Source organism: Paenibacillus lutimineralis, from assembly GCF_003991425.1.
Taxonomy (GTDB): domain Bacteria; phylum Bacillota; class Bacilli; order Paenibacillales; family Paenibacillaceae; genus Fontibacillus; species Fontibacillus lutimineralis.
On record NZ_CP034346.1, the window covers coordinates 6,104,122 to 6,122,795 of the forward strand.

Here is an 18,674-nt window from a genome sequence, read left to right on the forward strand (position 1 = left end):
TCCATGCGCCTTCACCAAAATATGTTCTTTAAATTCTTAAAAAAAAATTTAGGGAAATTCGTCCTATCTTCTGGTACATTTGAAATAGTTCAAAGGATACATATACAAAATATGGGAAAAAGGAGTTCTTAGCATGAGCAGTAAACAACCCTCCACCAAAGTTGCCTTGATCACCGGGGCAAGCCGGGGAATCGGAAAAGCCATCGCACTTGAATTCGCAAAGGCTGGAATCCATGTCCTGATTAACTACTATGGGGACGACAAAGAAGCGCTTGATGTTAAGCATCAGGCAGAAAACTACGGCGTTCAAGCAGAAATATTCCATGGCGATGTTAGCGATCCGCAGCAAGTACAGCAGATGTTCGCCGAGCTTGATCGCTTATTCGGCAAGATCGATATACTTGTTAATAATGCCGGAATTGCGAAGACCGCCAAAATTACCGAGATGACCCATGAGGAATGGGATCGGATGATCCGCATTCATTTATATGGTGCCTTTTATACTTCGCAGGAAGCTGCCCGCCGGATGCTACCGCAGAAATCAGGCAAGATCATTAACGTAACCTCTGATCTGGCTAGCCAGGGCGCAGCCGAACTGTCGCACTATGCAGCCGCCAAAGGCGGTGTTACTGCTCTGACCAAATCATTGGCCCGCGAGCTGGCACCTTATATTCATGTTAACGCAGTTGCGCCTGGAGGTACTTTCACGGATGTCCGCTCTTCGCTTGAGGAGAGTCATAACAACTCCCGCTATTTGCTGGGACGTCTGGCATTCCCTCAGGAAATCGCCAAGTCTGTTCTCTTCCTCGCTTCGGATGACGCTAGCATGTTCACTGGCCAAATTCTAGGAGCAAATGGCGGCAGCGTCATGAACGGATAATGTATTAAGATCAGTTACCATCACACCTCTTGAGCCGCTCTTAGAAGCGGTTTTGGAGGTGTTTTTTGGATGAATCCCCTTAAGCATCCTTATCTTATTCACCGTTGCCCTGGATTAACGAGGTAAAGCAGATGTTTGAAACGTTCACAAATCCGTAATAAATTTATAATAGAAGGACAATTTAGCGGGAAGGAAGTAATAATTATGCGCGTAGGAATTCCCAAAGAGATTAAAAATAACGAGAATCGAGTGGGCATTACACCTGCTGGAGTGAAGACGCTCGTTAATGCCGGACATGAGGTTGCCGTAGAGAAGTCCGCTGGACTCGGCAGCGGCTTCAGTGATGAAGAATATCGGACTCACGGAGCAGTCATCATGGATCAAGCTGCAGATGTATGGAATTTTGCAGAAATGATCATGAAAGTAAAGGAGCCGCTGCTTGAAGAATATAGCTTCTTCCGAGAAGGCTTAATTCTGTTCACTTATCTTCACCTTGCTCCTGAGCCGGAACTGACCAAGACGTTGTTATCCCAGAAAGTACGGGCCGTTGCCTATGAAACCGTGCAATTAAATGACGGCTCATTGCCACTGCTCACTCCAATGAGTGAAGTAGCTGGTCGAATGGCTGTACAGATTGGTGCACAGTTCCTCGAGAAGCCTTATGGCGGCAAAGGGGTGCTGCTTGGTGGGGTGCCCGGCGTACAGCAGGCTGAGGTCGTCATCATTGGCGGCGGGGTCGTCGGTACAAATGCAGCCAAGGTTGCGCTGGGCATGGGAGCTCATGTGACTCTGCTGGATCTCAACGCTAACCGATTAAGATATTTGGATGATATTTTTGAGGGAAAGGTCGCTACGCTTATGTCCGATTCATACCATATCGAACAGGCGGTAATCAAAGCAGACCTCGTAATCGGAGCAGTGCTTATTCCAGGCTCCAGAGCACCGAAGTTGGTAAAGGATTATATGGTTCAGCAGATGTCAGAAGGCTCTGTTATTGTCGATGTCGCGATTGATCAAGGCGGTTCAATTGAGACGATCGACCGCGTCACGACACATGCCGATCCAACTTATGTGAAGCATGGCGTCGTCCATTATGCCGTTGCCAATATGCCGGGAGCCGTCGCTCGTACGTCGACGCTCGCCTTAACGAATGTAACGATCCCCTACGCGCTGAGGATAGCTAATCAAGGGCTGGAGGCCTGCGCCAAGCTCCTCCCTGAAGTTGCAAAAGGCATCAACGTCTACGACGGTCATATTACGAATGCGGGCGTAGCCGACAGTCTCGGGTATCCATATACCAAGATCGAGGAATTGTTCTAACCTCTACCACGGTCATTACTGACGTTCAGGCAGCAGATGCTTATCTGCTTGCCTGAACGCTCATCAACCCTCCCCCTTTTGGATCAGTCTGGGCTATGATATATTAGTTATATAGTTATATACCCTACTGGGTATACTATTTAGAAGAAGTTCTACTCTTAATAATATTCCTAATCTCAGGAGGGATTGATTTCATGACGGAACGAATAGATATCCACTCAGCATCACAATCGACAAGCTTATCCGAGATTCCCTTCTCCATACTGGATCTCGCTCCAATTACGGTTGACAGCACAGCAGCTCAATCATTGAAAAATACGTTAGACCTTGCACAGCATGCTGAGGAATGGGGTTATACTCGCTACTGGCTCGCTGAGCACCATGGCATGCCCGGGATCGCCAGCTCGGCGACATCCCTCGTCATCGGCTATGTGGCCGGAGGTACCAAGACGATTCGCGTCGGCTCAGGTGGAATTATGCTCCCTAACCATGCCCCATTGGTCATTGCCGAGCAATTCGGTACCCTCGAATCACTGTATCCTGGCCGCATCGACCTCGGCTTAGGCAGAGCGCCCGGCTCCGACCAGCTTACCTCCTTCGCTCTACGGCGCGGGGCTGGCAGCGATGGACAGGATTTCCCGCAACGGCTGCGAGAGCTGCGCGGTTACTTCAAGCCTGATTCCCAGTCATCGCTGCGTGTTCGAGCCATTCCTGGAGAAGGGCTCGATATTCCAATCTGGCTGCTCGGCTCCAGCGGCTTCAGTGCCAGGTTATCTGCAGAACAAGGCTTGCCCTTTGCATTTGCCAGTCATTTCGCCCCGGATTATCTGTTGGCAGCCCTAGAACTATATCGCAATCAGTTCACGCCTTCGGAGACGTTATCTGCACCTTACGCCATGATTGGAGTAAATGTCGTCGTTGCCGATACCGATGCCGAAGCCGAGCGGCTCGCCACATCACAGGCTCAACAATTTCTTAGCCTGATTCGCAATCGTCCTGGTCAATTGCGGCCTCCCGTGGATGATATGGATTCGATCTGGACTGCCCATGAGAAGGCGCTCTTCGAGAAGCAACGCGCTTATGCAGCTGTCGGCTCACCCGATACAGTACGGCAGCGCCTGAACGATATTTGGCAAGAGACAAGGGCCGATGAGATGATCGTGGCCTCGCAAATCTATGACCATTCTGCCCGCCTGCGCTCGTATGAGCTGCTTGCTCACGAAGTCATTGGTCTGAAACAACAATAATCCTATACCTTTTAAGCAGCTATACAGAGATGAACGAGCCTCCGCCTGATCCGGCAGAGGCTCGTTCATCTTTTCCCGATAAAAAAACGTATAATATCAAATATAAATCGTGATCTTTCAAAATCTTTTCCTGCTCTAAGTATGATAGTATGAAATTTAAGAGGTTAGAGCATTTCCGTGTCATTACATATTCAAGATGTTGCCCATTGTTAGCCATTCTATCTGATTATCAAGAAGGAGGCATTCTTCGTTATGAGCCTATTACCCAAACATACTTCTCTAGATGGAAAGACGGCCGTCATTACAGGCGGCTCCGGTATACTCTGCCAAGCCATGGCTCTTGAACTCGCACGGCAAGGCGTAAAGGTTGCAATTCTTAACCGCACCCGGGAAAAGGGCGAACAGATCGTTGCCCAGATTACAGCCCAAGGAGGGGCCGCGATTGCCGTATCGTGCGACGTTATTGATGAGGACAGTGTAAGACGTGCAGAGCAAGAAGTAACCCGCCAATTTGGACCTTGCGATATCCTGATCAACGGCGCTGGCGGCAATCAGCCTAGTGCGAACACGACAAATGAGACTTATCGTGAAGAGGATCTGGCGGACGCTAATGTGACGAGCTTCTTCGATCTGAGCTTCTCCGGTGTACGCAAGGTATTCGATCTCAATTTCGTCGGTACCCTAATTCCGACGCAAATCTTCGCCCGGGGTATGATCAATCGTCCCGGGGCGACGATCCTGAATATCTCTTCTATGAGCTCTTATAGCCCGATGACCAAAGTACCTGCATACAGCGCAGCCAAGGCTGCGATCAACAACTTCACCCAGTGGTTGGCCGTTCATCTGGCGGATGCTGGAATTCGCGTTAACTCGGTAGCGCCTGGGTTCTTCCTGACAGAACAGAACCGTGATCTGTTGACCAACAAGGACGGATCGCTTACTGAACGTTCCCATAAGATTATTACGCACACACCTATGCGCCGCTTCGGTGTTCCTGAGGATCTACTCGGTACGATGCTATGGCTGGTCGATCAGGATACATCAGGCTTCGTAACCGGAACAGTTATTCCGGTTGACGGCGGATTCATGGCCTACTCTGGAGTATAATCCTCTCATAGCAAGAACCTTCAAATCAGCAATGCGCTGAATTTGAAGGTTCTTTTTTACGAACATATATATTGTTCTCTAGCCTCGGACCAACCTAGCGATGCGCTCATAGGCTGCAGTTATCTATTCTTTGACACTACCCACGTTGAGACCAACCACAAAATACTTCTGCATGAACGGATACACGAGAAGAATCGGTACAGAAGCGACCACCGTTACTGCTGCCCGAATGGACAATGGTGTAACCATCGACGCTGCAGCTTCCCTCGTCATTCCTGCTCCTGCAGCTACCGCTGGATTGTTGTTCGCATTCATACTGGATGAGAGCAGCTTCATCAATTCATATTGCAAGGTACTAAGTTCCTGCCTCGAAGAGGTGTAGATGAATGCATCAAACCAGGAGTTCCACGCCCCCACGGCCACAAACAAAGCAATCGTAGCCAATACGGGCTTACAGAGCGGAAATATGATACGTATAAAGATTTTAAATTCGCCCGCCCCATCAATTCTCGCTGACTCGATCAAACTTTCTGGAATTGTCCCGATATAAGTACGGATAACAATCATATTAAAGGCACTGATCATTGAAGGTATTACATACACCCAAAATGTATTAATCAAGTGAAGCTCTTTCATCAGGAAGTATCCTGGAATCAAACCGGCGTTAAAGTACATCGTTAAGATAAATATCAGTGTAATCGGTTTGCGGAACACGTATTCCCGACGGCTTAGCGTATAAGCAAGCATCGTCGTCAGGAATAAGTTCAGCACTGTCGAGAGCACCGTTCTTGCCACAGAGATCCAAAATGCATTGTAGATCGTACCTGAAGCGAAGACAGCTTTGTAGTTCTGCCATGTGAACTCCCGAGGCCACAAGTAGATTCCACCGCGGATCGTATCATTCCCTGCGTTCAGGGATACGACAATCGTATTCAGGAACGGATACAGGGTAACAATGACAAGCACAATCATGAAAATAGCATTCAAAGTATTAAATACAATGGGCTCGATACTTCCTCTTCTGATTCTTTTATTCACTGCGGCAGCAGATGCTGGCCCAGGGGTGATGGTTGGGTTCGCCATAACTATAACAGCCTCTCTTCCCCTAGCCGTTTCGCGATCCAGTTGGCAAATAGCAGCATCGTCACGCTAACGACCGTTTTAAATATACCGGCAGCAGTGGCTAATGAATAATTGCCTTGAGCAAGCCCGTATTTCAACACGAAGATATCGATTGTCTGCGACCAATCCACAACAAGCCCGTTGCCCAACAGATATTGAACTTCAAAGCCGGCTTCCAGGATGTGACCGATGGACATGATCAGCAAGATGATAATCGTAGGCTTTATGCCTGGCAAAGTAACGTGAAACATTTTACGGTAACGGCTGGCTCCATCGATTTCAGCAGCTTCATACAGCGCCGGATCGATCGATGCCATAGCAGCCAAATATATAATCGTATTCCAGCCAACTTCCTTCCACACATGCGAGGCTCCGACAATCCCCCAGAAATATTTCCCATCACTGAGCCATTGAATCGGCTCTTTAATAAGATGCAGCTTAAGCAGAACATCATTAACGATTCCGTCGGAAGCCAGTGATGTCGCTACAATCCCGGTAACGATAATCCAAGACAGAAAGTGTGGAAGATATGAAATCGTCTGTACCGTTCTTTTCCAGAATACTTTTCTGATCTCATTCAGTAATAGAGCGAGAATAATCGCAGTTACAAATCCAAGAATGAGGTTTATTACACTCATCGCAAGCGTGTTGCGCAGCACCTGCAAGAAGCTATCGTCTTTAAACAAGAATTCAAAATGCTTGAATCCTACCCATTTCTGATCACTGAAGCTCTTAGCCGGTTTGTAGTCCTGAAAAGCCATTGTCCAGCCCCAAATCGGAACGTAGGCGAATAATACAATGTAAGCCAGCAGAGGTACTGACATGTAAATCAGCTGTCTCTGGTCCTTAATGAGTGACCAAGTCATTTTCTTATGTTTCTTAGGCTTTCGGACGGTACGGCCATTTCTCAAGGTCTCTTCCATAAGTTTGTTCTCCCCAAAACCTATATTTCGGAAAAGGAAGGCAGGATGCCTTCCTTCTCCGATTCATGCACCTATACCACCTTATTTAACAGTCCAGGTATCTCTTCTCCATTGCAGCACTTCATTAATGCGATCTTCATATGCTTTGATATTGAGTTTACCGATTTCCTTGGTGTACTCTTCCCACACGCTGTCGAAATCAGCTGATTTTGCAAGAATCGCTTTCGGTAAATATTTCGTAGACAACTCATTCTGCTTCGTATTCACGATCTTCGCTTCAGATCCGTCAACCAAGTCAACCGACCAAGCAGGGTAAGCAATATCATTTTCCGGAGCTTCACTGAAGAAATCTACATAGCTGTTAAAGCCATATTGGGCAAGGAAGTTCTTGTCATACTCTTTCAACCCTGCTTGGTATTCCTCTGGTTGGGCAGCTGCGTCCGTGGAGTTGCCATCCGAGAATTTACCTTGCATTTTTGGAGCTCTGCCAAAGAATGCGTCAGCTTTGTTAGCCAATTTCCAAGTTCCATCCGTAAACTTATCGCGTTGTTCTTGCGTCTTCATGTAACGACCTTGTTCATTGACATAGTAGTCTTCGCCTTCAATTCCCCATGTGAATATTTTCTGCCAATCTTCTGCAATTAACGTATCCAGCAGCTTAATAATCTTCTCAGGATCTTTGGCATTAACCGTGATTCCGAAACCGTTATCCAGGTTGAGCGCCGGGCGTTCTTTATAGTAATCTCTTATGCTTGTATCGTATACGAGAGGGAGACCTACATATGTTCTCTCAAGCTTCTGTTGCGTAGTCAGAGAGTCTTCTGCACTTTGGAAGTTCCAGTGCTGGTCGAACATCCCGAGAACAGCACCGCTAGATATCTTCGCCATATACTGGTCATAGTTCTGTGTAAAAGTTTCCTTGTCGATTAGACCATTCTGATTCACTTCATTCAGCTTCTGATAGTATCTCTTCGCGTAATCTTTATCGGCGAAAATTTGCGCTACGCCGTTCTCAACGACAACTCCACCATCGTTCGGATGACCGATCAAATGCTGTGGAGCGTTAAACAGACCCCAGTTTCTCCAGTCATAGTTCAGAATTTCAAAACCAATCGTCGGGGTACCGTCGATCGTAGAGTGCTTCTCTTTATATTTAGCGATGATGTCAAAGTATTCATCCAATGTTTTCACTTGAGGATACCCTGCTTCAGCCAAAACATCCTTTTGAATCCAGAAGGCGGGACCAGAATACCAAGTGGAGTCCGGGTCAGAGTTATACACCCCGTAGTTCGGTAGAGTATAGATATGGCCGTCTGAGTCCTTCATCATGTTCCAGTACTTCTCATAATGCTTCTTCAAGTTTGGAGCATGTTCTTCAATTAAGTCTTCGAGCGGAATAAATGCACCTGCCCCGGTCAATTTTTGATTCGCCGTCATCATATCAGGATAATCGGACCCGGCAATCATAACACCAAGCTTCTGGTCAATATCGCCTGCCAGGAACTCAAATTTAAACGATGCGCCCGTCTTATCTTTGATCATCTTGTAAATCTTGTTGTCAGGTGTAGGCTGTTGACCGGCTTCACCGATGAAAACCGAGATTTCGAACGGTTCCACCGTGTCTCCGGCTTTTTCCGTCGTTGCCTGTCCATTATTTGCATCCTTCGTGGTATTCTTCGCGGCATCCTTCGTGTTGCTTCCACCACCGCAAGCTGATAAGACGAGGCCAAGCGAAAGCAGCAGCATCATGCTGAACCGGAGTACAGACTTTTTGTTGCCCCCCATTTAATGCACCTCCGAAATGTTTTAGTTATCCCAGGGTTATGTAAGCCCTTTCAACAACTTATTTATATTGTAAAAGCGCTGCCAAGGGCCGGCTATGGCTCAATTAAAGCATTACCCCCAAATATTTTAGAACTTACTATTCTTGTATTGGTTGGGCGACATCCCCATCCGGCGTTCAAATTGCTTCGCGAACTGCCCATAACTGCTGTAACCGACCCGCTCCGCGATTTCACTATTCTTGTAACTGTGGTCGCCAAGCAATCTCACCGCTTCTTCGATTCTAAGTTTATGGATCATATCATTGAAGCCCATGCCATTCCTCTTGATTAGCAGTTGGCCTAAATAGACCGGATGAAGGAAAAAGACTTCGGCCAGCTTCTTAATCGTCAGACCTTCCCGATAATGCTCATGAATATACTGATTAATCTCAAAGATGACCCCCTGCGCCTGCTGGGATTGCTCCTGCAATAATAAATGGATGACTTCCATTCCTATAGCCCGCAGCCGCCCCATTAACTCATCTAAATTCAGGACACTACCTGCGATTTCATAAACCCCGTACTTCTCTATGATCTCTTCCTCTGAAATGTCCTTGATCATGCAGGTAAACTCTGCAATTCTATACATCATGTGGACGACAAGCTTCTTGACAATATCCGGCTGCGTTGAGGAAGTGTGGAAAACTTCCCTTGCCCGGTCCACGGCTCCTGTGAACTCATCCTGATCCATAAGCTCCACAGCTCGCAATATCGTATCCATGAGCTGTAGTTGATTGTATGGATGACTGAACTGCAGACCCTCAATGTTCTGATAAAGTGTTATGCCATCGTAACCCTGTTCGTAAAACTTATATTTTACTGCTGTCTTTGCAGTGCGATAGCTTCTTCCGATCTCTAATAGCGATGACTGACTGTACCCGGCCCCGACAAATATGCGCTGACCCTTATAATCCTGGACGATCTCTATGATCTTGCTCCAATTATTACTCTCCAATTCCTCTCCGTTAAAACCATAGATGATAGCTAGATGGCCCTGATCGCCATCGACCAGGAACATGGATGAAGCTGTGGAAATGACAGACGAAGCTGTCTCTCTGAATTCAGTCAGAATCGGAGAATCCACCTGCAGCAGGCATATATTCCAACGCTCCTGCAGAGCTGACATTCCCCGGATTATAGTCTGCTCCCCTTCTTCTAACGGCTGTGCCGTTATTAGCTTCTTGAGCACGGTAACCGTCTCTTCATAATCAGCGATTTGCTCCAAGCGCTGCCGCTTGGATCTTCGTATCAACTCTGCACGGATATCGCGCAGTTCCTTCTCTGCCTCTTCGGCGATCAACGGCTTCAACAAATAATGGTGCACTCCATAATGCATGGCCTTCTGAGCGTATTCGAAATCGGAATACCCGCTGACTACGACGAAGCTCACCTCTGATTTGCCTTGTTCCCGCCAAGCCTTGATCATCTCAAGTCCGCTCATGATCGGCATATTCACATCGGTAACCACCAGATCGGGCTTCAGCTCACGAATCTTCTCCAATCCTTCCATCCCATTGTCACTGGTTCCGCAGATCTCAAAGCCTATTTCCTCCCAAGGGACCCATAGCTCCATTCCCTCTAGTGCCCCCGGCTCATCATCAATTAGCAGTACTTTGAACATCATCTTCTTCCCCCTTTATTTAAGTGTGTGTTCAAAAAGGTCAGTTTTCAGCACCGAGAAGGTTGGATGAAGCTAGGGACTGAGGAGCGGAGCGTACGTAGTGGGTACGAGAGCACCGGAAGGCCCGGCTGAATTCAAGATTCGATGTCGAATAGCTTCATAATTTTCTTCGTGATCAAAAGTGGACTTTTTGAACTACCTCTTTAAGTGAACTTACGCTCAAGGAGATTCACCGGGATCTCAAAAGAAACAGTCGTGCCCTGACCCGGCTTGCTAACGATATCAAAACCTGCCTGGTTGTTATAATTCAGTTCCAGTCTCCGGTATACATTTCGGATCCCGATACTGGTCCCAGATGAATTCTCATTGCGTACCGACAGAATAATCTCACGAAGTTTCTCTGGTTCGATTCCTTTTCCGTTATCGCAGACAGCTACGCGAAGCTTCCCGTCCACTATTTTTACACTGACTTTCACCAATCCTTGTGCATTAATCATCTGAATCCCGTGTTTACAGGAATTCTCCACGAGAGGCTGGATGCTCATCTTAGGAATTTTATATAGCAAGGCCTCCTCATCGATTTCGAACTCATAATCGATTTTGTCGCGGAAGCGGAACTTCTCGATTTTCAGATACATTTCAATGAACATGATCTCTTCCTGAATTGTGACGATATCCTCTTTCCAACTCAGCAATCGACGCAGCAACCGGGATAAGCTCTTGATCACATCGGTCACATCATCATAGTTATTCTTCGTACAGACGACCAGAATCGCATTTAATGTATTGAACAGGAAATGTGGATTCATCTGACTCTGAAGCAGATTCAGCTCAGCTCTTACGCGCTCCATCTCCAGGTTCTTCTTCTGAATTTCCAGCTTATATACATTATTAATCAATGAATTGATCCTTGACGTCATGCTGTTGAAGTTCTGTATCAATCCGCCGATTTCATCTCTTCCCTCTTCAATAGAGATCAGATCAAACTTCTCATTCGTGACCTTCTGCATATGTCTTGATAAGCGTTTGACCCGGTAATTGTACGATCTCAGCATAATATAGATAAAGAGCATTGCTGCCAGGGTTACTGCAACTGCCAGCAGCCCAACAAATACACGCATCTCCACTAACGCCTTGTTGATTCTTGTTCCCTCCGGCAAACCAACCAGCTTCCAGCCTTTGACGTACTTCGCTGTCCCGATCGAAATAGTATGAACGTCTTCCTCGCTGTACTGCTCTGGCAGCTCGAATATAGAGTATTGATCGGAAATCAATCCCTTTCGATAGCCGCTGCCCGCTGACATAATCACCTGATTGTTCTCATTCAGCAAATACAAATTCAAATAGTCCTTCTCGCGCATAATGACGTCATAAATTTTGTTAAGCTCAATATCGATGCGCAGCACCTTCTCATAGGTGTTGTATTTATCGTAATAGTCCATTCTCTCCATAACGCTGAGATAGGGGACCGTAGACGCAAAATTGTTCGCTTCTGTCGCTATATAGGCCGCGACATATACCGGATCCGAATTATCTTTCCATAGACGATACCAATCGCTGTTCTTCACAGTAGCATTGATGAATTGGTAGTTCCCTCCGGATACGATCGTTGGATTGTTCGTGAAGATCGTAATTCGTTCGATCTGATTATTAACTGGTATGTAACTGGTTACCCGATTTCTAAGCTGTTCATCAAAGGTCTCATAGAATTCCAATTGTCCTTCGTATGTGCGATCCAGCATTTCATTCAATGCTTTATCGGTATTCAACGCATGACTTACAGCCACGCCGCCATCAATATAATCATGTATATCCTTCCGGGCCCGCTCTAGTGAAATATCAAGGTTCTGCTCCTCTCTTGCCCGGATGAAGTCCGACATCCGATCCATGAACATGAGATTGATAATAATAATAGGCAGTAGCACACCTATAACCAGAATCATTAGAAACTTATAGTTCAACGGAATGTCATTAATGATTCTTCTGAGCCTGAATTTCCCGAGCTTCATATGCACACCTCCTGCATCATTGCTGCCCGTTCTCGGTCACACCTCGGTATACGGAGGGCAGAACGCCCGTATATTGCTTGAATTTATTGTTGAAGTAGTCTGCATTGGGATAGCCGACCTGTAGTGCAACTTTGGATATTTTGGTCTGTGTTCGCTTCAGCAGTCTCTTGGCCTCCTCAATCCGCTTCTCATTCAAATATTCATTGAACGGCTTGCCCGTATATTGCTTGAAGAGTTGCCCCAAATAAGCGGAATTCATGTGGAATTTAGTAGCCAATTCCCGAAGCTGCAGCTTGTTCCTGAATTCCTGATCCACATATTGAATGACCTGAAAGATTGTGTTGTGCTCATTCTCCTCCCTCAAGGCCTCCAATTTGGCGGCTCCTAACAGACATAGAGAGTGTACGTATCCCTTGAGCGTTCTAACCTCATCCCGCTCATCCTGTCCTTCATAATCGACCTGAACCTGCCGCATAAATTCGGCCGGATCTCCATTCATTTCCGTTAACAATTTGCATATTTTCAGCTCCAAATCGGATACGGATACGCGCACCATTTCCATATCCGGCAGGCTATTGAACCAAGGTTCGAAGATACAGGCGACATTGCTCTCGATTCCGCGGAAGTTCCCGGATTCCACGGATTCTATAAGCTGTTTGAACTTCATTTTAGGAAAGTTGGGCTGCTCTATTCTATGGATGTCCCGATAATAAAATATGCCCTGCTTCTGCTGATTCCGCCTAATTCTTCTCACTTCAACGCTCTGCAGGTAAAGCCCTCGGATCGATTCGATCCCCGTATCTCGATTACTTATGGCAATGACGCCGGACCCGCCCGTTCTGGCTCTTAGGTCAGTTAGCAATGATTGGGTGATCTCAAAGAGCTGTTCATCGGATATCATCTCCCCCAGTACAATAAACCCACATCTTCCTGCGCTGTCCTGAAAAGGAAAGACAAGGTTGAGAGGGAAGAAGCTCATGCCCCAAGGGCCAAAGTCAACTAGATCATGAGCCGTCTCAATGATCATGCATAACATCTGCTGTCCGCCAGTCAGGTTCATGGATAGACTCGCCTGCTCCGCAAGCGACGAACTGTACTCGCCCAGAATCAACCGATTAATGACATGATTGACCGCAAAAAGCTGCCTGTTCGCCTCAAGCTTCTTCGACGCTGTCTCCTCCCGAATTTGCTCGGCAAGCTTGAGCAGCAAGGTCTCAATCTCTTCGTCATCAATCGGTTTGAGCAAATATTCTACAACTCGCTGCTGCATCGCAGTAAGAGCATACTGAAAATCATCATACCCGCTTAATACTACAAATTTGGGTGGATGCGGCAGGAGCCGATTCGACTTCTCAATAAGCTCGAGACCGCTAATCTCAGGCATATTAATATCGGTTATGACTAGCTCCGGCTGGTGTTCCTGAATCTGCTGGAAGGCATCGTTGCTGTTAATTGCCTCCCCGCACACCTGGAACCCAAGCCTGTTCCAATCAACCATTGTTCTTAATCCTTCCAGAACCCAAGGCTCATCGTCTACCAGAAGAACATTCATCATGGCTAATTAACCCCTTTAATCAATCAAGTATTGAGAGCGCATTCAAATATTAGTATTCTGGACATAGAAATTCATATTGTCTAAATGACATTATACATGATGGCTGGGAAAAAAGGAGCAGCAGAGGTTTAATAAGGATATTACTCGCTGACACAACTAAGGAGGCAGCGCAGCCCGGAAGCATATTATTGTTCCATGACGGCTATGGGGATCGCTCGCAGACCATCGAGGCTGTTCGCCAACTTGTATCTGACTTTACCGCAGATGGTTATAAGCTGGTAACCGTGAGCAAATTGCTGCAAGATACCTCCCATTATAAATAGAGCGTTTACATATCAAATATATGGAAATTATTGTTTTAAGTTAATATTAAAACTAAAGCTCTTACCGCGATAATTATAGGTCGTTTTACACTTTCTAGAATTTCTAGATAAAAAAGAATCGCTAACGTCCTTCGTTAGCGATTCTTCCTATGATTGGATAGATCAAATTATACAAAATTACGTTGGAACCATTTTGCGGCAGCATCCACTTCAGAAGGCGACAACTGATGTCCAAAATGCTCCCAGTGTAGTTCGACTGAAGCGCCTGCAGCCGATAGCAATTGATTCAATTCCTCGGTCTCCTGCGCAGGAGAGATTGGGTCATTCTTTCCGGCCCCCATAAAGACCGGTATGCCGGATAGTTGCGGAAGTTCAATGCCACGGCGTGGTACCATCGGATGGTGCAGAATCGCCCCACGCAAAGCATCTTTATAGTGGAACAACAGTGATCCCGCAATGTTAGCCCCATTGGAGTAGCCTACGGCCACAATATTGCTGCGGTCAAATTGATGCTCGGCGGCCGCCTGATCCAGGAAATCATTCAATTCCTTCGTACGAAAGATAAGATCCTCTTCATCAAATACGCCTTCCGCCAAACGGCGGAAGAATCGCGGCATACCATTCTCCAGCACATTTCCTCTTACGCTAAGAACCGAGGAGGATGGGGATATGATTTGCGCCAGTGAAAGCAAATCCCGTTCGTTCCCCCCGGTACCGTGCAGGAGCAACAGTACCGGAGCATTAGTATCAGATCCCTGTTGGAATATATGTCTCATTCTTGATCCTCCTTCAGCACACGAACTTCAAATTGCTCAAGATTCTTCTCAATTAATTCGCGATGATCTTCATACCATGGTGGCAGCATAAGCTTCACGCCCAATTGCTCCAAAGGCTCGTCACGAGTGAAACCTGGAGGATCTGTAGCAATCTCGAACAGTATGCCGCCTGGCTCCCTGAAGTATAGGGCATTGAAGTATTGACGATCGACAACTGGTGTTGGATGCAGTCCGCTGGCCGATACCTTAGTGCGCCATTCCGCATGCTCTGAGTCATCCTTTGCCCGCCAAGCGATGTGGTGAACCGTGCCTGAACCCGCTTTGCCAGCAGGTACCGATCCGATATTCAAATCGATGATATTACCAATTTCACCAAACCCTTTATAACGGGCATACCCACCCTCAACACCTATTTTCTCCAGACCTAACACACTCTCTAATACCATTTCTGTATCTTTTGGTGTGGTGCTGTAAAGAACTGCGCCTCCGAAGCCCATAATCGCTTTATCTGCAGGTACTCCGCCAAAGCTCCATGTGCTCTTTGGTCCTTTGCGTTCCACAAGCTCAATTTGCAAGCCGTCTTTATCCGCGAAGTGCAGCGATTTCTCAGAGAATCTTGTTCTTTCTGTGAAAGATACATTAAATTTCTTCAACCGCTCCTCCCAGAAATCCATTGAACCTTCCGGAATTGCATAGGTTGTAATTCCAACCTGTCCGTTGCCGACAATACCACGACGGGATTCTGGCCACGGGAAGAAAGTAATGGCTGTTCCAGGGCTACCCACTTCGTCACCAAAATAGAGATGATATACTTCCGGAGCATCGAAGTTGATGGTCTTCTTCACCAGACGAAGTCCCATTATGCCCGAATAGAAATCCGTTGTATTCTGTGCGCTTCTTACAAAAGCCGTAATATGATGAATACCTGCTGTTGCTTTAACCATGTGTATCCACTCCTCATGTGTAATTTTAGGTTAGTTCAGATCTAGCTATTTCAACTTACAGGATCGCATCCAGCGAATATACTCCTGCACCAATTAGGCTGACTCCAACAACCACTGCAATAATCAACAAATTCATCTCATAACCATTGGCCGTGTTCCAGTACCCGTTCTTTCCGTGTACACTGATGATCGCGAACAGCATTGTAATGGCAATCAACCCTGCGCCAATCGGGGTGAACAATCCGGCTGCAAACAACAATCCACCTACGAATTCACCTAATCCAGCCATCAAGGCCATCAGAATACCTGGCTTCATGCCGAGTGAATCCATCCAGCCCCCGGTCCCTTTAAGACCGTAGCCGCCAAACCATCCAAACAACTTTTGCGCCCCATGCGCTATGAAGGACAAACCTACTACCAAACGGATAATTAATAAACCTAATGCTATACTCACCTTGAAAACTCCTTTTTATTTAATTTATTTATACTAAGAATCTTTATATTAAGATATATGGTTAAAAAAAGGGATCTTTCCGTCAATTTCTTATTGACCTATTTATATCCCTCTTGTGCATGCTTCCCTAACTTCTTCAACAAAGATGCCACCAATTGCTGCTCTTCTACAGTCAAACCAGCTACCGATTGCTCGATAACATCAACATGATTCGGGAACACTTCTTCAACAAACTTAGCACCCTCATCTGTAATCTCTGCATAAATGCAACGGCGATCCTCGGTAGAAGCATTACGACGAACAAAATCTTTCTGAACAAGCTTATCTACTACATAAGTAATATTGCCGCTGCTCATCAGCACTTTATCGCCAATTCGTTGTATAGGCTGGGCGCCTTTATGATACAATAACTCAAGTACACCAAATTCGGTGCGCGTTAGACCATGATCACGAATGTTGCGGTCGCTTACAGCATTCACCCACTGGCTCGCCCGAGACAGAGCAATAAATAAATTCAAGGCAACATCTTTCTTGTTCATATTCCTTAACCTCCTCCCAAAAATCTCAGCATCAAATATCTTGATATAAAGATAATACAAATGTTTGGACCTGTCAACACCTGACTTATACTTTTTTCACCTATCTAAGAAAATAATAAAACAGGCGCCGCTGATATACCATGGCACCTGCTTCCATAAAACAGATTGACTCCTCACTTCAGTAGCAATACTTTATCTACTGCCTGCTTTCGTTCCAACATTAAGGAACACATTGATCGCAAATATAATAACGCTTACAACAACCAAGGTAGAACCAACGCCCATGAAGACCTCAACTTGATCGTTACCTTTTAACAATAATGTAAGACAAATCATCATGACCGGTAGACTGATCGTATGCACCCAGAACTGAATTTTGCTTAGAAGATGATTCCCTGCTTTTGGGAACAGCCAGTATATCACTCCGGCTAATGCAAACGAGGCCCATCCAAGCAAATTAATATGAACGTGCACTCCAGTTAGTGTGTAATCGTGAGCCATCGACATGTAAACACCAAGCCCCACTCCAATGACGAAATAAACCAAGGCGACCTTAATATAAGCAATCCCCATGCTTTACCTCCATTCTCCATAGATTGAGACATTGTATTCTACTTTAATAAGAATAATGTTAAATAAAATGAAAAAGACCTCGGATATCTAGCGATCCAAGGTTTAGCTTTCCTATAGCATTGGCGCCTTCCTATTATTCTGTTTTCGCGTATAATATATAACTGTTCCTATCCGTATTCTAGTCCAATATTTATTCATAGAGAGGTTGATCTACTCAGCATGAACTCACCACAAGTTGTTACCGCTGAAAGTACCGTCACCAAGGAGCGTTTTCCTATCGCTCTGTTGTCGTTGACCGTTGGCGCTTTCGCGATTGGTATGACCGAATTCGTCATTATGGGCCTGCTTCCGAATGTTGCAGAAGATCTGAACGTATCTATCTCATCTGCGGGACAGTTGATTACAGCCTATGCGATGGGAGTAGCGATTGGTGCGCCAATCCTGACCATGGTAACCCATCGGCTTCCGCAGAAGCTGCTGTTATGCCTGCTAATGATTTTATTTATTGTCGGCAACGGCATCTCGGCCTTTGCTCCTAACTATGCCTTCTTGATGACGGCAAGAATTATTACAGCATTGACCCATGGCACATTCTTCGGAGTCGGGGCTGTGATTGCAGCCGGTCTGGTTCGCCCGGATAAGAAGGCTGGGGCAGTGTCGATTATGATGGCTGGGCTGACTATCGCCAATATTATTGGTGTCCCGTTCGGTACCTTCGTCGGACAGCATATGGGCTGGCGCGCTTCCTTTACTGCTATCGCTATTGCTGGAGTCATCGCTTTATTAGGAATCCTATTGTTCATTCCCAAGCTCCAATCCGGACAGGGCAGCAATATGGGAGCACAGTTAAAAGCTCTAATACGGCCAAAATTGCTGTACTTCCTCTTGATCTGTGCACTGGGAAATTCCAGCTTGTTCGCCGTATTCACTTATATCGCCCCGATGCTGCAGCAAATCTCCGGCTTTGCCGAGCATAGTGTAACCTGGATTCTCGTGCTGTTCGGATGCGGAGTTACGATCGGCAATATTGTTGGCGGTAGGCTGGCCGACTGGAAGCTGATGCCTTCCATCCTCAGCATTTATGTCGTGATTTGCGTGCTTCTTACGATTTTTACTTTTACGGTCAAGCAGCCGATACTCGCCGTTATTACCATCTTCCTGTGGGGCGCAGCTTCCTTCAGCATTATGCCAGGTCTGCAGATCAAGATTATGAGTCTGGCGGAGGCCGCTCCGGCGCTAGCCTCGACCTCAAGCCATTCAGCTGGTAATCTGGGTAATGCCTGCGGTGCTTTTATCGGTGGTCTCGTCATTACTCACCTGGGGCTATCCTCGCTCCCTTGGGTTGGCGCACTGCTCGCCGCTTCGGCCTTGACGCTCGGCTCAATTAGCTATATTCAAGAGCGCAAGCATGGCGCAGCATAACCTATTAATTTAAGCGAACATAAAAAAAAGGGGAGT

The 18,674-nt window shown here is 46.4% G+C and carries 16 protein-coding genes and 1 pseudogene; 6 read left to right on the plus strand and 11 right to left on the minus strand.

Annotated elements, in window-relative coordinates:
- The first annotated feature begins 133 nt into the window (after positions 1–133).
- The 4 genes from EI981_RS27190 to EI981_RS27205 all read left to right on the plus strand — a co-directional run bounded on the left by EI981_RS27190 (position 134) and on the right by EI981_RS27205 (position 4,554).
- Positions 134–880: an SDR family NAD(P)-dependent oxidoreductase gene (locus EI981_RS27190; RefSeq protein ID WP_127003594.1), complete on the plus strand. Its 747-nt coding sequence runs from the start codon at positions 134–136 to the stop codon at positions 878–880.
- 204 nt (positions 881–1,084) lie between these two features.
- Positions 1,085–2,200 (plus strand): alanine dehydrogenase, encoded by a 1,116-nt coding sequence (ald, locus tag EI981_RS27195; protein WP_127003596.1) that lies wholly within the window; start codon positions 1,085–1,087, stop codon positions 2,198–2,200.
- Positions 2,201–2,394: 194 nt separating this feature from the next.
- Positions 2,395–3,447: an LLM class flavin-dependent oxidoreductase gene (locus EI981_RS27200; RefSeq protein WP_127003598.1), complete on the plus strand. Its 1,053-nt coding sequence runs from the start codon at positions 2,395–2,397 to the stop codon at positions 3,445–3,447.
- Between the two features lie 252 nt (positions 3,448–3,699).
- Positions 3,700–4,554, plus strand: coding sequence for an SDR family oxidoreductase (locus EI981_RS27205; protein ID WP_127003608.1), 855 nt, complete (start codon positions 3,700–3,702; stop codon positions 4,552–4,554).
- A 123-nt stretch (positions 4,555–4,677) separates the two neighbouring features.
- On the opposite strand, the gene EI981_RS27210 is transcribed toward EI981_RS27205, so the two are convergent.
- The 6 genes from EI981_RS27210 to EI981_RS27235 form a co-directional block, all read right to left on the minus strand.
- Positions 4,678–5,637, minus strand: a complete 960-nt coding sequence (locus EI981_RS27210; protein ID WP_127003610.1) for a carbohydrate ABC transporter permease — start codon at positions 5,635–5,637, stop codon at positions 4,678–4,680.
- A 2-nt stretch (positions 5,638–5,639) separates the two neighbouring features.
- Complete coding sequence (locus EI981_RS27215; RefSeq protein ID WP_127003612.1) at positions 5,640–6,599, minus strand: ABC transporter permease; 960 nt, start codon at positions 6,597–6,599, stop codon at positions 5,640–5,642.
- Positions 6,600–6,680: 81 nt separating this feature from the next.
- A complete protein-coding gene (locus EI981_RS27220) occupies positions 6,681–8,384 on the minus strand; it encodes a type 2 periplasmic-binding domain-containing protein (RefSeq protein WP_127003614.1) in 1,704 nt (567 codons plus the stop codon).
- A 126-nt stretch (positions 8,385–8,510) separates the two neighbouring features.
- Entirely contained in the window at positions 8,511–10,046 is a 1,536-nt protein-coding gene (locus EI981_RS27225) for a response regulator transcription factor (protein ID WP_127003616.1), read from the minus strand.
- 200 nt (positions 10,047–10,246) lie between these two features.
- On the minus strand, positions 10,247–12,052 hold the full coding sequence (locus tag EI981_RS27230; RefSeq protein WP_127003618.1) for a sensor histidine kinase: 1,806 nt from the start codon (positions 12,050–12,052) through the stop codon (positions 10,247–10,249).
- 16 nt (positions 12,053–12,068) lie between these two features.
- Positions 12,069–13,607, minus strand: a complete 1,539-nt coding sequence (locus tag EI981_RS27235; RefSeq protein ID WP_127003620.1) for a response regulator transcription factor — start codon at positions 13,605–13,607, stop codon at positions 12,069–12,071.
- A 176-nt stretch (positions 13,608–13,783) separates the two neighbouring features.
- On the opposite strand from EI981_RS27235, the pseudogene EI981_RS27240 reads away from it, so the two are divergent.
- Positions 13,784–13,930 (plus strand): annotated as a pseudogene (locus EI981_RS27240) (polysaccharide deacetylase family protein); the annotation flags it as partial.
- Between the two features lie 167 nt (positions 13,931–14,097).
- On the opposite strand, the gene EI981_RS27245 reads toward EI981_RS27240, so the two are convergent.
- From EI981_RS27245 to EI981_RS27265, 5 genes are all read right to left on the minus strand, one after another.
- Positions 14,098–14,706, minus strand: a complete 609-nt coding sequence (locus EI981_RS27245) for an alpha/beta hydrolase (RefSeq protein WP_127003622.1) — start codon at positions 14,704–14,706, stop codon at positions 14,098–14,100.
- Positions 14,703–15,650 (minus strand): ring-cleaving dioxygenase, encoded by a 948-nt coding sequence (locus EI981_RS27250; RefSeq protein ID WP_127003624.1) that lies wholly within the window; start codon positions 15,648–15,650, stop codon positions 14,703–14,705. Before EI981_RS27250 ends, EI981_RS27245 begins: the two co-directional genes overlap by 4 nt.
- Before the next feature lie 55 nt (positions 15,651–15,705).
- Entirely contained in the window at positions 15,706–16,104 is a 399-nt protein-coding gene (locus EI981_RS27255) for a DoxX family protein (protein WP_127003626.1), read from the minus strand.
- Positions 16,105–16,202: 98 nt separating this feature from the next.
- The gene (locus EI981_RS27260; protein WP_127003628.1) at positions 16,203–16,643 is read right to left on the minus strand and encodes a MarR family winged helix-turn-helix transcriptional regulator; all 441 of its coding nucleotides are present in this window, start codon (positions 16,641–16,643) and stop codon (positions 16,203–16,205) included.
- Positions 16,644–16,835: 192 nt separating this feature from the next.
- The gene (locus EI981_RS27265; RefSeq protein WP_127003629.1) at positions 16,836–17,216 is read right to left on the minus strand and encodes a cytochrome-c oxidase; all 381 of its coding nucleotides are present in this window, start codon (positions 17,214–17,216) and stop codon (positions 16,836–16,838) included.
- 219 nt (positions 17,217–17,435) lie between these two features.
- Here EI981_RS27265 and EI981_RS27270 point away from each other — a divergent pair, with 219 nt between their 5' ends.
- Positions 17,436–18,638, plus strand: a complete 1,203-nt coding sequence (locus tag EI981_RS27270) for an MFS transporter (RefSeq protein ID WP_127003631.1) — start codon at positions 17,436–17,438, stop codon at positions 18,636–18,638.
- The last annotated feature ends 36 nt before the right edge of the window (positions 18,639–18,674 follow it).

Excerpts from the sequence above, each read along its gene's own strand:
- EI981_RS27190 (WP_127003594.1), top strand. The coding sequence starts at position 134 with ATGAGCAGTAAACAACCCTCCACCAAAGTTGCCTTGATCACCGGGGCA.
- ald (WP_127003596.1), top strand. The coding sequence starts at position 1,085 with ATGCGCGTAGGAATTCCCAAAGAGATTAAAAATAACGAGAATCGAGTG.
- EI981_RS27200 (WP_127003598.1), top strand. The coding sequence starts at position 2,395 with ATGACGGAACGAATAGATATCCACTCAGCATCACAATCGACAAGCTTA.
- EI981_RS27205 (WP_127003608.1), top strand. The coding sequence starts at position 3,700 with ATGAGCCTATTACCCAAACATACTTCTCTAGATGGAAAGACGGCCGTC.
- EI981_RS27210 (WP_127003610.1), bottom strand. The coding sequence starts at position 5,637 with ATGGCGAACCCAACCATCACCCCTGGGCCAGCATCTGCTGCCGCAGTG.
- EI981_RS27215 (WP_127003612.1), bottom strand. The coding sequence starts at position 6,599 with ATGGAAGAGACCTTGAGAAATGGCCGTACCGTCCGAAAGCCTAAGAAA.
- EI981_RS27220 (WP_127003614.1), bottom strand. The coding sequence starts at position 8,384 with ATGGGGGGCAACAAAAAGTCTGTACTCCGGTTCAGCATGATGCTGCTG.
- EI981_RS27225 (WP_127003616.1), bottom strand. The coding sequence starts at position 10,046 with ATGATGTTCAAAGTACTGCTAATTGATGATGAGCCGGGGGCACTAGAG.
- EI981_RS27230 (WP_127003618.1), bottom strand. The coding sequence starts at position 12,052 with ATGAAGCTCGGGAAATTCAGGCTCAGAAGAATCATTAATGACATTCCG.
- EI981_RS27235 (WP_127003620.1), bottom strand. The coding sequence starts at position 13,607 with ATGATGAATGTTCTTCTGGTAGACGATGAGCCTTGGGTTCTGGAAGGA.
- EI981_RS27245 (WP_127003622.1), bottom strand. The coding sequence starts at position 14,706 with ATGAGACATATATTCCAACAGGGATCTGATACTAATGCTCCGGTACTG.
- EI981_RS27250 (WP_127003624.1), bottom strand. The coding sequence starts at position 15,650 with ATGGTTAAAGCAACAGCAGGTATTCATCATATTACGGCTTTTGTAAGA.
- EI981_RS27260 (WP_127003628.1), bottom strand. The coding sequence starts at position 16,643 with ATGAACAAGAAAGATGTTGCCTTGAATTTATTTATTGCTCTGTCTCGG.
- EI981_RS27265 (WP_127003629.1), bottom strand. The coding sequence starts at position 17,216 with ATGGGGATTGCTTATATTAAGGTCGCCTTGGTTTATTTCGTCATTGGA.
- EI981_RS27270 (WP_127003631.1), top strand. The coding sequence starts at position 17,436 with ATGAACTCACCACAAGTTGTTACCGCTGAAAGTACCGTCACCAAGGAG.